Origin of the sequence: Bdellovibrio sp. HCB288 (genome assembly GCF_047305935.1) — a bacterium.
In the GTDB taxonomy this organism is placed as follows: domain Bacteria; phylum Bdellovibrionota; class Bdellovibrionia; order Bdellovibrionales; family Bdellovibrionaceae; genus Bdellovibrio.
Window position 1 is genome coordinate 2,437,088 of sequence record NZ_CP178619.1, and the last position, 12,199, is coordinate 2,449,286.

Here is a 12,199-nt window from a genome sequence, read left to right on the forward strand (position 1 = left end):
ACTAAAAATTTAATAGAAAAGGAAAAATGATATGAAACTACTTATTACTTGTGCTCTTATGCTTGCAGCCAGCATTTCTTTTGCTGGTACCTCCGAAAAATCTAAACAAGCTGTTCTTTCCAGCCCGGAAATTCAAGCTGTGGTATTTACCGTTGCAAGAATGCGCGGGCTTGAATGCTCTACGCCAAAAGTGGAAAATGTCCAAATTTCGACGGTGGATGATATCAACGAGAAATTCAATATCTCGGTGATGTGTAATCTTCCATTGGATCCCGCAAATGGCCAAGGTGGCGCGGAAGTTACGAAGGTGACACTGACAGGTTTTGTTTACAGCCAAACTCACGTCAGAGTTTTCGGAATGGAAATTAAGGAATTTGAATAGATCATATCCTTCGAAAGTATCGTCTGTTGCTCGCACTTCAGGTGAAATGCGGGCTTTTTGCCCTCCGGAACAGCCAGGCCGTCCTGTCGCTGTTTTTGAGGCCAATCGCGATATTCTTTCTGATCCTCAGGTTTAATAGGTAAGGAAAGGGGTTTCGTGGAACTCCTTTTCGTTTAGCAGGGCTTACATGGCGGTCCAAATACTTGATTGAGCTGGGAATTCGTGCAATACCATGCACATCTTTTCCACGATTTGAATGAAAGCGACCGAACCTATGTCTTTTAAAACTGAAGCTGCTGCGTTGATCAAAAAGCATATCAAGGAACTTCAAGCTACGGCTGATGAGCTGGGTGGCGTATTCATCACGGGCATCGACGGCAAAGTGGCTGTGATCGGTGTTGAGAACTCTAAAAAGAAAATCATCTTCCAAACAAGCTTCGTCAGCGACGATGTTAATAAGAATCTTGATGCTCAAGTCGAGCTGCAAGATCTGTTGGAAGAAGATGGCATCGAAGCCATTTCTGAATTCGATTTCAATCTGGCTCTTGAGTCCCATTAATTTAAGGATGTAAACCGGCAGCCAGGCTAAATGCGAGGCTGCGCTGCAGAACCGATATCGGTTCTGAGTTGCGTTATTTTTAAAGATACATTTAGCGGTTAGTTTGCCGCAAATCCGCCAGTCTCGATTTGAGACGCGTGTGCCGAAAAACGCGAGAAATCACTCTTCTATACACTGAAGTTCCATTAGATCGAACTAATCAAAGAACTGATTGGTAACAGGCTTGCATTTTGAATCTTCTGAATAATAAATTTTGGAGATTCCAATGAAAAATCTGGTTTTGGTGATTGTAGCGTTACTTAGTTTTAATGCGATTGCCTATGGGGCTGACTTCAAACAAACACTCCAAAAGGACGAGTACGGCCGATCACTTTACATTCCACCGATGCAGGCGAAATTCGATAAGGTGGAGTGGTGGGGTGACACTGACGATGGCGAGCGTGCCCAGGGCGATGGCAAAGTCGAATGGACGAAGTACAAACCCAACGGTGAAATCGCCTATCAGTATGCCGCCAAGGGAACCATGAAAGATGGGTTTTGGGTTGGCGATCGAGTAGAATTCATTGATGGCATTATGCCTTCGAACAATCTGACGTTCTGGCTTTACAAAGGTAAGGCCATCATTGCACAAAAAGGGACTTATCCAAACTTTGGAAATGAGTACTATTCCATTGGAAGCAGCACCTTCTGGAGTTTCGAATCCAAAATTGATTTTCAGACATTCATGTCGATCGCCAACAAATACTACAAAGGTAAGTTTCCAAAAAGAAGTGCTTTTCAAGGTGGAGCTAACTCGACTCCAGCAGCACCGGCGAAACCTGCAGCGGCTGTGTCTGAGGAAAAGTTAAGCGAAGTGGAAGTGCAGCAAAACGAGATCCTGCCTCTTTCAACAGATAAGAATGGTGTTATCGTGGGAATTCCACCGATGGGTATCGATGGAGCCACAGTGGTGTGGACGGGCCCCGTTGATTCAAAAAATCGCGCCACGGGATCCGGAGACCTGCGCTATTATAAAGGTTCAACTTTGGATTCAGCCCTGCGCGGAACGATGAAGAAGGGTCGCTTTACCGGCGATCGATTTGAATCCATTGACTATGGTAATCCCAAACGTAATGCCACATTCTGGTTGGATATTGTGGGTCCGATTCTAGCTCAAAAAGGTATCTATCCAAATCTGCAGGAGCGGTATTGGACTATCAATACGAAGACCTATTGGGAGTTGGAGATCGAGACTAACGATGAATCGTTCGTGATGGTCGCCAAGAATTTCTATAAAAATGGTTGGCCAAAAAACAGCGACTTCGCACGTATCGAAAAAAAATACAAAGATCAAAAGGCTGCAGAAGAACGTGCAGACTATGGGCCGAACGGAATTTACGTACCTCATAAAGGTTGGCCAGGATATCAATGCTCGGACTCTTATACATATCATTTGGAACATGATGAGCCCGAGATGGATTATATCTCTCACTCGCTTATGGTTGAAAATGGATACCACATCAAACCATTCTACTTTGAAATCAGAAAGAAGGGGATTTCCTTTACCCTTAAAGATTTCACGCAAATGCGCTTTATGACGGTGAGTGACTGGTTGTTTGTTCGCGACTGGGCGGGCGATAGCCGAGATATGAGTACATTAAGACAGAAGGATCACAATAAATTTATCTGGTCCATGAAAGAGTTCAAGGCCGCTGTGGATTGTTACATGGAGGTTGCGAGAGCGAATCCAGCCACGAACGATCACGGCAAAGCATACTATGAATCGGATGACAGTCGTTGGGCTAATAGGGATGCAATAAAAGCGAGAACTCAAGCGGAGAGAGAAGAAAGAGAAGCTCGAGAGGCGCAAGCGAGAGCAGATTCTGAAGCAGCGGATGCAGCACGCGCAGCGCGTGCTGAAGAGAACCGCAAACCCAAGAAGGATTCTTCGAAAGGCAGTGGTTCTGGTAAGGCAGAAAAAGAGAAGAAAGTAGAAGAAAAACCAAAGGCACTGCCAGAAGAGAAACCAAAATCTAAAAAACCACCAGAGCCGCAATCCACGGATGCACGTTTGATAGGTGCAAACTGTGTCAGCTTCGTTCAGCATGGCAGCGGGATCAGTTCAGACTACTTTAAAGTAGTGAACGGTTGTGGATATCCAGTGCAGGTTATTTTCTGTGAGGAAACAAATATTACGGGCAAAAAATGTGTACCTTCCAATGTTCCAGCATGGGGAACGACCAGTACCATTGAAGCTTACGGATACACGGTCACTGTTTTGACGGAGGAAAAAAATCCGGATCTTAGAATTAAAGCCTACGTCTGTGATATGCGAGATAAAAGCAAGTTTATGTGCTTGTTACCAAAAGACGGAAAAAACCCATTCAGAATTGTCCCTGAAATGAAAAAAGCGGCACAATAGTGCCGCTTAAGGCAAAATGTTAGCGCACAGGCTTCATCCCGAAGCCTTCCTTTTAGTCGGATTCATTCTACAATGAAGGAATGAAATTCCTATTCGTAACCCGCTGGTCTTCCTTGCATGCCTTGGCCTCGCAAATCATCAAAGAAGGCCATGAGGTCAAATACACGGTCCTTTCTAAAACAGAGAAAGAAGTCGGGGATGGCTTCGTCGATAAAATCGAAAACTGGGAAGAATACAAATCCTGGGCCGATGCGATTATTTTCGACGACTCCGATTTCGGTGACATCTGCGAAAAGCTGCGCAAAGAAGGCCATAAAGTTGTCGGTGGCACCAAATACTCTGATCGCCTGGAATTTGACCGGGAGTTTGGCTCTGAGGAAATGAAAGCGGCAGGACTTACCAAGATTCCGTCTTGGGAGTTCCAGGATTTTGACAGTGCCATTCAGTTTATCAAAGACAATCCCGGACGCTATGTGGTGAAGCCCAGCGGTAAGGCACAGAATGATAAAGTGCTCTCTTATGTAGGTCAGGAAGAGGACGGCAAGGACGTGGTCACCATTCTTGAGCGCTATCGCAAAGGTTGGGGACGTAAGATTCGCAGTTTTCAAATCCAAAAATTTGTATCGGGAGTTGAAGTGGCTGTAGGGGCTTTCTTTAACGGTCGGAAATTCATCCTGCCGGCACTGATAAACTTTGAACATAAAAAATTAATGAACGGAGATATCGGACCTGCCACCGGAGAAATGGGCACGACTGGATTCTGGGCCTCTGATACAAAGATCTTTCGAGAGACTTTGGCCAAAATGGAGTCACGGATTCAGGGCTATGTCGGATACTTTGATATCAACTGTATCGTGAATGCCCGGGGAGTTTATCCTCTGGAGTTCACTCCGCGGTTCGGTTATCCGACACTGAACTTGCAATTGGAAGGCATCCTGTCCAAATGGGGCGAGTTTATGTATGCCCTCGCCGCAGGCCAAGACTTTCAATTGCGCACTAAAAAAGGTCTGCAGCTCGCAGTTGTGGTCGCTGTCCCTCCTTTTCCGTTTTCAGATAATGACACTTTCAGAAAGTTCTCCGAAGATGCCCCGGTGGTTTTTAAAAAACCAATCGCTGACGGAGTCTATCCTTGTGAAGTTAAAAAGGTCGACGGTGAGTGGCTGTTGACCGGTACCTCTGGATACTCGTTGGTGGTCTCGGGGGCGGGTTCCACGATGGATGAGGCGCGCAAGGAAGCCTATGGAAAAATCAAAAACATTCAAATCCCTAACATGTTCTATCGAACCGACATCGGCGAGCGCTGGCATCGGGACAGTGATCTTTTGCAGACGTGGGGACTGTTAACTTAAGCGCGGTTTATTTAGGTAGGAGCGAATCGTCTGCACCAGGGCATGAGTGTTTATCGGCTTGGTCACGTGGTCTGCAAATCCCGCGGCAAGAGCTCGGTCTCTGTCCTCTTTCATGGCGTGTGCTGTTAAGGCGATGATCGGGGCTTTAAAGCCTCGGCTGCGCAGCTCTGACAGGGTGCCAAAGCCATCAAGGCCGGGCATTTGTATGTCCATCAGGACAAGGTCATAATTGTGATGAAAGGCTTCCTTGATAGCTTCTTCGCCGCTTCTTACTTCGGTAACATCCAGACCGACGTGTGACAGAATAGTTTGGATCAGTTCTTGATTGTCAGGTGAGTCGTCAACGGCAAGAACTTTGAATCCTTCAAGTGACGTGTCAGCAGTATTTTGCTCAATCTGTGGAGAGCTTGGCTGTGGAAGCATATTTGTCACGTCAGCCTGGAATGAAAATTCAAAGATACATCCTTTGCCGGTGACGCAATTTACAATTCTGACATCACCATTCAGTGTATGCGCCAGGTTTTTTGAGAGAGCCAGTCCCAGTCCTGTGCCCCCGAAGCGGCGAGTGGATGTGGCATCCGCCTGGGTGAAGGGCTGAAACAAGCGGTCACTTTGCTCTTGAGTCATGCCAATGCCGGTGTCTTCAATCTGGAAAGTGATTTCTTTCTGATTGCCAGCTTTTTGGCTGACACGACAAAAGATGCTCACAGATCCCGTCGAAGTGAACTTGACCGCATTGCCGACGAGGTTCAACAAAACCTGTCGGATGCGAACAGAATCGGTGATCACAACAAGATCCCTGATTTCCTCAAGGTCAGATTTGATCTGGATGTTTTTTTTGGAAGCTTGATCCGAATACATACCCAAGACTTCTTCAGTAAGACTACGAATACTCACCGGTGACTTTTCCAATTCGAATTTTCCGGCTTCGATTTTGGACAGATCAAGAATGTCATCGATAATGCGAGTCAGTGAAGCGCCATTGCGTTGGATGACGTCGAAGTACTGATCTCGCTCCTCGGCCTCAAGGTCCTGAGTTCCGATGATTTCAGAAAAACCCAGAATGACACCCAGTGGAGTGCGAATCTCGTGGGACATGTTTGCCAGAAATGCTGATTTCGCCAGATTTGCATTTTCGGCGGTCATTTTTGCGGCCTGAAGTTCGCGAATGGTTTTAGCGAGATTTTCTTCTGTGGTGTGATTTCTGATTACCGACACCGTGGTGTCGAGTATCGTGCACAGCATGCCGGCGATTTCGCCCTTGGCATTGAACAGGGGCGAGTTGCCGTAGGTGTAATAGTTGTCCCGAGGTTTGCCTTCGCCTTCGACTTCGATGTCGAATTGCACATCGGCGGCAAGGACAGTTCCTCCGGAATCAACTGTACTGGCAATCTCTTCAACTTGGTCCCAAACCTCCGGCCACACATCATGAAGCTGGGAGCCCAATGCCTTGGGGTGGCGATGCTTTAGAATTGGAATGTAGGCATCATTATAGAACACTCGTCGCTCGGGACCCCAAGTGCAGTACATCCCGACAGGGCAGTTGAAAAGTATTCGCAAGGAATTGATTAAGCCAAAATCCCAACTCTCAATTGGCCCCAGATCGGTGGATGCCCAATCGAAGTCCAAAGTTCTTTGAACCATCTGACTGGACTTTGCAATTTCACCAAATAAGGTAGATCGATTCTTTGCGCCCACAGTCAGTTTCTACCTTAAGCGAATGTGCTTTGAAAGAATATTTTAGACACATAAAATTAGCGCTCGGCACCGTGAGTGTTGCGCAGCACACGGCGGTGTCAGAATGAACATGCCAAGCCCACAGACCAACCGCTGACGTTATCACCAAACATGTAGCGTCCCACTAAGCGGGTTCTGGTGACCCAGACGGGATAGGCACTGGAGTCCAATTCCACCCCAGCTCCGACAGTGGCTAAATAATGAAAACCCAAGACACCGGTTTGATCGCCCATGTAGTGAGAACCCGATGTTTCCAGGACGTAGCGAAAGGGTTCGCCAAGTAGGTGCCAATCAAACATAGGCGCGCGCCAACGATAGTAAACGTTGGTGGTTTCGGAATCAGAATAGCCACTCACAGAACGGCTGCCGCCCATACTTTGTAAATGGATATATGAATAGCGAAGCTGGAGATCCACATCGCGGCCCCCTTGTTCGTCATGAAATTCGTACGCCAGCATCACAGCGCCGCCCAGGCCTCCGACCGTGAGGTTGCCGTTGTCCAGAAAATCCCAGCCTTCCATTCCCTTATAGTCAGCAATAGCGGAAGCTCCAATTTCTGTATCACTAAAGATCATGCCCATGGAGAAGTTGAAAATGGGGCGGATCACCCAGCCATCATAGATTTCAAAATCCCAGCCCACGCCACCTTGCAGAGTTCCGGAATTCCACTTCAGCGGCACCGATCGAGTCTCCGTGCCATCTGTAGCGATGAATTTAGGATCGTAGCGACTGTAGGCAGCGGCCCCTTCAAGGTAAACCGGTGTGGAAGAACTGACGGTAAATCCGCCTCCGAATTGAGTCATGGCGATGGCCGGGTTGCCGGTTTGAGCGTTGTTCACTGCGAGTGAGCTTGAAGCCAGATCGGGGATAGCAGAAAAAGACATCAACGCCACGATGGAGTTGGCAAGTTCTTGTGGATTCACATCGCGCAATTGAAAAGCGCCGTGCGCCTTCGTTGCCAGAAGTAAGACAAAAACAATGCAATAGAATTTTTTAAACGAGATTCGGCAGTTGCAAATTCCCATGCGCGGAAGTTCCCACAATACCTTTTTGTAACATGCGGAATGGCTTTCTGCTTGAATTTGCAGGCTCATTGATAAGAAGCAAACGTTGGTCGCAGTAGCAGTCATTTTGACAGTAATTTAAAATTAAAAAGGCCACCTCGGGGGTGGCCTTTTTTTTAATTTTCGTATGCAGCGTGAACTGCATCGATCCATTTGGCGTAGTAAGCAACCTTCATCGCTGTCGAACGCCCCTCAGTGCAAGAGACGTGACCTAAGAAATCTTTAACTCCCGTGACCGAGGACGTGACACCCACCAAGCGGGGCTTGCCGTTCACTGTGATGAACTGGCCACCACCGGAGTCACCACTACAAATAAACTGAGTGTTGCCTTTGCTCAAAATATTGTAGCGGTCTTGCATCAAGCCATAAGCACCGTTCAATTTGATAACGGCCTTATACAAGTCGCCAGCACTTCCGAAACCCACAGACATAATCTCGCGGGAGTCGCGGTTTTTTCCGTAACCGTAAACATTCAAAAAGCGATTTTGATAGTTCACGTTCATATCGCGTTCGATGTCGACGGGCTCAAATCCCTCGGGAATACCACCGTCAAAGAAGGCCACGGCGATATCATTTAAAAGACCGATTTTGGTTTTGCGAAATTCTTTGTGCGTGACCACGTGAGAGCCCTCACGTTTAAGTGATTCGCGGGTTGCGATGCCCTTGTTATTGGCAAATATGATTTTAAACCCTGCAAGTGTCGGGTTCTTTTTGTCATAGCAGTGCGCCGCCGTCAGAACGCTATGATCACTAAGCAGAGTTGCTGTGCAAATGCTTGTCGCCATACCAATGCTATTTACGGGAAGGAATAATACGACTCCGCGGGAGCCATCACCAGTTCTGGTGGAGACCTTGGTGCCATTAATGATGGTTGTATCGTCAGCGTTCAGATCAAGGTTGGAAAGGTTGGCATCGGGTCCGCAAGAGGAGATTAGGCCAGTCATCGTCAGGATAATTAAAACCAGGTGTTTTTTCATGAAATGGTTATACCTGATGACCTTGTGAAACGGTGAAAAAACTCACGAATTTGTACTAATGGGAGGGTATCGTTGGAGTGTCAAAATCTTAGACGAGGTCTGTCAGTGTCTTGCGTGATCCTTGGGTTTCAGATAGCATTTTTGATATGCTAAAAATCAGCTTTAAAAAAATCGCCATCGTAGTCAGTGTCCTGATCCTTCAGCCGATCCTAAACCCAGGTTCAGCCGCTTTAGCCCGCAGAAAGTCTCCGCCAAAAGCCTATAGCTTCATCGTAGAAGGTGGTAAGGCCTCCCAAGGAGAGTGCGATGGGGAGCGCAAGCTGCCACGATTGAAAAAGCTTAAGGAGTACTCCAAAACCAGTTCCTACATGGGGTCTGAATTACAAAAGCCTGAAATCAAGGGTAAAGAAGGCGAAGAAATGTGGAAACATTTTTTCAGGGCTAAACCTTCGTGCAACAGTGTCCTTGCAAAAACACCATCTCGTATTGAAGAGGAAAAGCTAAAAACAGAGAAGCCGGAGCTTCCGCCTGAAGAAGCTGTGGATTCCGAAGAAGAAGCGGAAAAGGCAGATCAAATCGAGCGCGGAGAGCCAGGCGAGCCTGCAACACCAGGGGTGCCTGAAGGTTCTGAACAGCCAGAAGGCCCGGACGCTGATTAAGGTTCATTCCGGTTCCTGCAGGGATTTGTAAATCAAATCCCACTGAATTTTTTTGGATTCTGATTCCACAAGGTAGCGCTCCTGACTGGTCAAGGGCTTATACCCCCGGTTGCGCTCCCATCCATAGCCCCAGCGAAACGGTGTCGTAAACTGGGGGCCGCCACCCAAGCTCACAGCGCCATGGTAGATTCTTCCGATAGTCTCAGTGGAGTGACCGGCAATACAGGCTTGCAGCGCTTGATCAGCCTGTTCTTTTTGTTCAAGGCTTCCGCCCTGCCAATAGGCGTAGTCGTGCTTCACACAACATTCCAAAAATGCATAGGGCTTGTCATCAATTCCGCTTGGGCTCAAGCTGCAACCATCACTGGTAAACGGACGTATGCCTTCGCGGTAAAAGTAATCGCGAAAAGACTGACAAGACGTCAGCAGTACAGTTGCGGTTATGATTGTCAGCATTTTCATACCTGTCTATTGAACTCCAATTTTTCCTCAAATGCCAGAGACTCTGTCATTCACGGGACTCTAATTCTGCCAGCTTGCAAGAACGCTTTATTGGCGTTGAATAATTAATTTTATTTGGCGATAAAACACCCAGAGGGAAGGAGCAGAGATGGTTTGTCGCATTATTTTACTGCTACTGGTATCGAACACATCCTTCGCCGTAGAGTTACGGCTGATTGCTGGAAACCTTCCTCCGTATTCAATTCAAAACAAAGATGGTACAGGATCTGGTGTGGCATACGAAATTGTTCAAGAGCTGTCTCGCCGAGTGGGGCAGTCATCGAAAGTTGAATTTATGCCCTGGATTAGGGCGCAGAGTGAAGTTGCAAAGGGAAGCAATATGGGGGTATTCCGTTGGCCCGGATTCCAGGACGGGAGAATAAATATCGCTGGTTGATCCATATCCTGGATGATCCTTATGTGTTGTATGTTTGAGAGCGGGCCGAATTGATGCCTGGGCCGCACCCCTTAGCTACAAGATCAGATTTGAAGAAAAGGATGGTCCAAATCAAAAGCCTGTAAGAGTCGCGCTGGTACTGATGACTCTCAACGAGTATTTTGCGGTCTCAAAACAGATCGACCCAGAGCTTGCTACGCGCTGGAAGGACGCATTTCAGGCAATGAAGAAGGATGGCAGCTATAAAGCGCTGATGGAAAAAAATGGGTTTACACCTTTGCCATAGGTGAACCGGCATTTTCATTTTTTAGAAGTAGCTTTTCAGGGATTTGAATACCGAATCGTAAGTGACCTTCGAGACTTTGTTTTCCACTAGAGCCAAGCAGGAAAGTCGGCTAAGGTCTTTGATGGCAAAGTACAATTCAAAGTTCTTCACGCCCAGTGTTTTGGACTGCTCTTCGGTTTTGCTGGCGTCAAAAGCGTATTCGCATTCTTTGGTAGACACTGCCTTTTGCAGATCCTTTTGGTGAATCATCAGGTTTTCCGTCAGAAGGTTTTGCAAATTTGCGGATCCACGGCGTTCGATGTTTGGAAAGCGGACCCGGGCATCGCCAATAATGTCGAATAATGTCAATGGCTTGTTTTCGTCGTCAAATTCCTGACCGTAGTTGCGTAATACCTCTGTCGCAGAGCGAATGCTTAAGCAGGATAAGAATCCTGCTTTCAAACGAGGATCACGTAATACGGCGATATTCTCCTTGAAACATCGGTTTGCCGCTGACAACACAAAGTCGTCGGATGCTTCCAGGTCAAAATTGGCAAAGGAAGTTCCATATTTGATTAGGAAATCGCTGGCGCGTGGGCAGGAACCCGTAAACTCCATGCCACCATATACGACATTTTTTACGAAGTCGTATTTCTGCCGGCTCACGGATTTCAGACGGTGAGGGGCATAGCGATAGGCGGAAACGCTCTCAGCAAAATCCTCAAAAGGATTTGTTTTTGCATAAATTGAAACCTGCTCAGTGCCAGGATGCATTTTCCAATTATCAGCCAGGCGCGGATCGCCTTCCTGTGACTCCCAACCAGAGATCTTTATCCACTCCGGTGATACATCGATGTTGTTCGCGTGCATGGAGCTCCAGTTATGGGCAAACTCATGATAAATAGAGTACTGACGAATGGGTTGCTTTTCCTCATTCCAGATATCAAAGATCTCGATCGAGGCATTGGCAATCACGTTATCCAGGCCCTTGTAGCCGAAGCCTCTTTTGAAATGGATCAGTTTTTGATTCAAATCCAATGGCAGTAAGTGTCCGGGAGTCGCTTCGATCGCTTTCATGATGTCGCGAATTTCAGAGGCCCTCCACGAAGCGGCATTGTTCCAGACATAGTGAGAAAGATTTAAGTCGTATTCCGTCAGAAGCAAAAGAATCAAAGGGCCCTCTTCCTTGCCGAACAGGCGTTGAACTGCGCAGAGCACTTTCTCGCAGCCATTCGGTTTGCCAAAGGCTTTTTTGATTTCGTCGGGCTGAAGTTTGTTGCTGCTGAAAATACGGTCATCAGGTGGCGTTACCAATTGCATGAAACGATACACCAACTCAGGGTGTTCATTTACGAAACGAATGCCAGAGACTTCACTGATTGCGGGCAATTCCAATTTTGAAATATCAGAATACTTCGCGATAAAGTTTTTCAAATTATTACGGCGAATATGGTCCTGATTCAGGCAGGGCGGGTGGGCCATTTCGTCTTCTGTTGCGGAATGAAACGGTGCCTGAGCTGGAGTTCTTGAACTCAGCTCTAAGCTGGTAGGAAAAGATAATGTAAACGCAAAGGCGCAGCTGGAGACAGCAAGACCTAAGCCTAGAATCCGTTTCATGAAGGCTCCTCGTAGAACCCTCTTATCGGAAACGCTGATTCAGGCTTAATGAATTATCGTTCTTTGCGCACGCCTTTGAACGGTTTATTATCCGCTTTTACGTTGATAAACTGTCCCGTCGTCGAATCCCGCTCGACCCAGCGTTCGGTGTGAGAATTGAACACCTGGCTGCGTTTGCGAACGGCACCTTCTCTGTGATTGTCGCCTTTTTTACCAACTGTAGCCATAACTCCTCCTTGTGAGGTTTTTTTCTAGGTATAGGCTATCAGTCTTTTTACGACCCCTCAGAAA

General features: G+C 47.2%; 12 protein-coding genes. 6 read left to right on the forward strand and 6 right to left on the reverse strand.

All coding sequences use genetic code 11. The features are described from left to right. Window positions 1–31 precede the first annotated feature (31 nt). The 4 genes from ACLVWR_RS11910 (at window position 32) to ACLVWR_RS11925 (ending at window position 4,691) form a co-directional block, all read left to right on the forward strand. Entirely contained in the window at window positions 32–382 is a 351-nt protein-coding gene (locus ACLVWR_RS11910; protein ID WP_413580871.1) for a hypothetical protein, read from the forward strand. Between the two features lie 274 nt (window positions 383–656). After that, window positions 657–941 (forward strand): hypothetical protein, encoded by a 285-nt coding sequence (locus ACLVWR_RS11915; RefSeq protein ID WP_413580872.1) that lies wholly within the window; start codon window positions 657–659, stop codon window positions 939–941. 265 nt (window positions 942–1,206) lie between these two features. Next, complete coding sequence (locus ACLVWR_RS11920) at window positions 1,207–3,342, forward strand: hypothetical protein (protein ID WP_413580873.1); 2,136 nt, start codon at window positions 1,207–1,209, stop codon at window positions 3,340–3,342. An 80-nt stretch (window positions 3,343–3,422) separates the two neighbouring features. Then, entirely contained in the window at window positions 3,423–4,691 is a 1,269-nt protein-coding gene (locus ACLVWR_RS11925) for a phosphoribosylglycinamide synthetase C domain-containing protein (protein ID WP_413580874.1), read from the forward strand. Here the strand turns inward: ACLVWR_RS11925 and ACLVWR_RS11930 are convergent. The 3 genes from ACLVWR_RS11930 to ACLVWR_RS11940 all read right to left on the reverse strand — a co-directional run bounded on the left by ACLVWR_RS11930 (window position 4,683) and on the right by ACLVWR_RS11940 (window position 8,469). Continuing rightward, the gene (locus ACLVWR_RS11930; RefSeq protein ID WP_413580875.1) at window positions 4,683–6,335 is read right to left on the reverse strand and encodes a response regulator; all 1,653 of its coding nucleotides are present in this window, start codon (window positions 6,333–6,335) and stop codon (window positions 4,683–4,685) included. The genes ACLVWR_RS11925 and ACLVWR_RS11930 overlap by 9 nt on opposite strands. A gap of 152 nt (window positions 6,336–6,487) precedes the next feature. Continuing rightward, complete coding sequence (locus ACLVWR_RS11935; RefSeq protein WP_413580877.1) at window positions 6,488–7,558, reverse strand: hypothetical protein; 1,071 nt, start codon at window positions 7,556–7,558, stop codon at window positions 6,488–6,490. A gap of 50 nt (window positions 7,559–7,608) precedes the next feature. Further along, window positions 7,609–8,469, reverse strand: a complete 861-nt coding sequence (locus ACLVWR_RS11940; protein ID WP_413580878.1) for a S1 family peptidase — start codon at window positions 8,467–8,469, stop codon at window positions 7,609–7,611. A 146-nt stretch (window positions 8,470–8,615) separates the two neighbouring features. On the opposite strand from ACLVWR_RS11940, the gene ACLVWR_RS11945 reads away from it, so the two are divergent. Next, a complete protein-coding gene (locus ACLVWR_RS11945; RefSeq protein WP_413580879.1) occupies window positions 8,616–9,128 on the forward strand; it encodes a hypothetical protein in 513 nt (170 codons plus the stop codon). 3 nt (window positions 9,129–9,131) lie between these two features. Here ACLVWR_RS11945 and ACLVWR_RS11950 read toward each other — a convergent pair whose 3' ends face one another. Then, window positions 9,132–9,590, reverse strand: coding sequence for a hypothetical protein (locus tag ACLVWR_RS11950; protein ID WP_413580880.1), 459 nt, complete (start codon window positions 9,588–9,590; stop codon window positions 9,132–9,134). A 470-nt stretch (window positions 9,591–10,060) separates the two neighbouring features. Here ACLVWR_RS11950 and ACLVWR_RS11955 point away from each other — a divergent pair, with 470 nt between their 5' ends. Further along, window positions 10,061–10,312, forward strand: coding sequence for a hypothetical protein (locus ACLVWR_RS11955; RefSeq protein ID WP_413580881.1), 252 nt, complete (start codon window positions 10,061–10,063; stop codon window positions 10,310–10,312). A gap of 21 nt (window positions 10,313–10,333) precedes the next feature. On the opposite strand, the gene ACLVWR_RS11960 is transcribed toward ACLVWR_RS11955, so the two are convergent. Further along, entirely contained in the window at window positions 10,334–11,908 is a 1,575-nt protein-coding gene (locus ACLVWR_RS11960; RefSeq protein ID WP_413580882.1) for a hypothetical protein, read from the reverse strand. A 53-nt stretch (window positions 11,909–11,961) separates the two neighbouring features. Further along, window positions 11,962–12,135 carry a hypothetical protein gene (locus ACLVWR_RS11965; RefSeq protein WP_340596322.1) on the reverse strand — a complete coding sequence of 58 codons (174 nt, stop codon included), beginning with the start codon at window positions 12,133–12,135 and terminating at the stop codon, window positions 11,962–11,964. Between the last annotated feature and the right edge of the window lie 64 nt (window positions 12,136–12,199).

Excerpts from the sequence above, each read along its gene's own strand:
- ACLVWR_RS11910 (WP_413580871.1), top strand. The coding sequence starts at position 32 with ATGAAACTACTTATTACTTGTGCTCTTATGCTTGCAGCCAGCATTTCT.
- ACLVWR_RS11915 (WP_413580872.1), top strand. The coding sequence starts at position 657 with ATGTCTTTTAAAACTGAAGCTGCTGCGTTGATCAAAAAGCATATCAAG.
- ACLVWR_RS11920 (WP_413580873.1), top strand. The coding sequence starts at position 1,207 with ATGAAAAATCTGGTTTTGGTGATTGTAGCGTTACTTAGTTTTAATGCG.
- ACLVWR_RS11925 (WP_413580874.1), top strand. The coding sequence starts at position 3,423 with ATGAAATTCCTATTCGTAACCCGCTGGTCTTCCTTGCATGCCTTGGCC.
- ACLVWR_RS11930 (WP_413580875.1), bottom strand. The coding sequence starts at position 6,335 with ATGGTTCAAAGAACTTTGGACTTCGATTGGGCATCCACCGATCTGGGG.
- ACLVWR_RS11935 (WP_413580877.1), bottom strand. The coding sequence starts at position 7,558 with ATGACTGCTACTGCGACCAACGTTTGCTTCTTATCAATGAGCCTGCAA.
- ACLVWR_RS11940 (WP_413580878.1), bottom strand. The coding sequence starts at position 8,469 with ATGAAAAAACACCTGGTTTTAATTATCCTGACGATGACTGGCCTAATC.
- ACLVWR_RS11945 (WP_413580879.1), top strand. The coding sequence starts at position 8,616 with ATGCTAAAAATCAGCTTTAAAAAAATCGCCATCGTAGTCAGTGTCCTG.
- ACLVWR_RS11950 (WP_413580880.1), bottom strand. The coding sequence starts at position 9,590 with ATGAAAATGCTGACAATCATAACCGCAACTGTACTGCTGACGTCTTGT.
- ACLVWR_RS11960 (WP_413580882.1), bottom strand. The coding sequence starts at position 11,908 with ATGAAACGGATTCTAGGCTTAGGTCTTGCTGTCTCCAGCTGCGCCTTT.
- ACLVWR_RS11965 (WP_340596322.1), bottom strand. The coding sequence starts at position 12,135 with ATGGCTACAGTTGGTAAAAAAGGCGACAATCACAGAGAAGGTGCCGTT.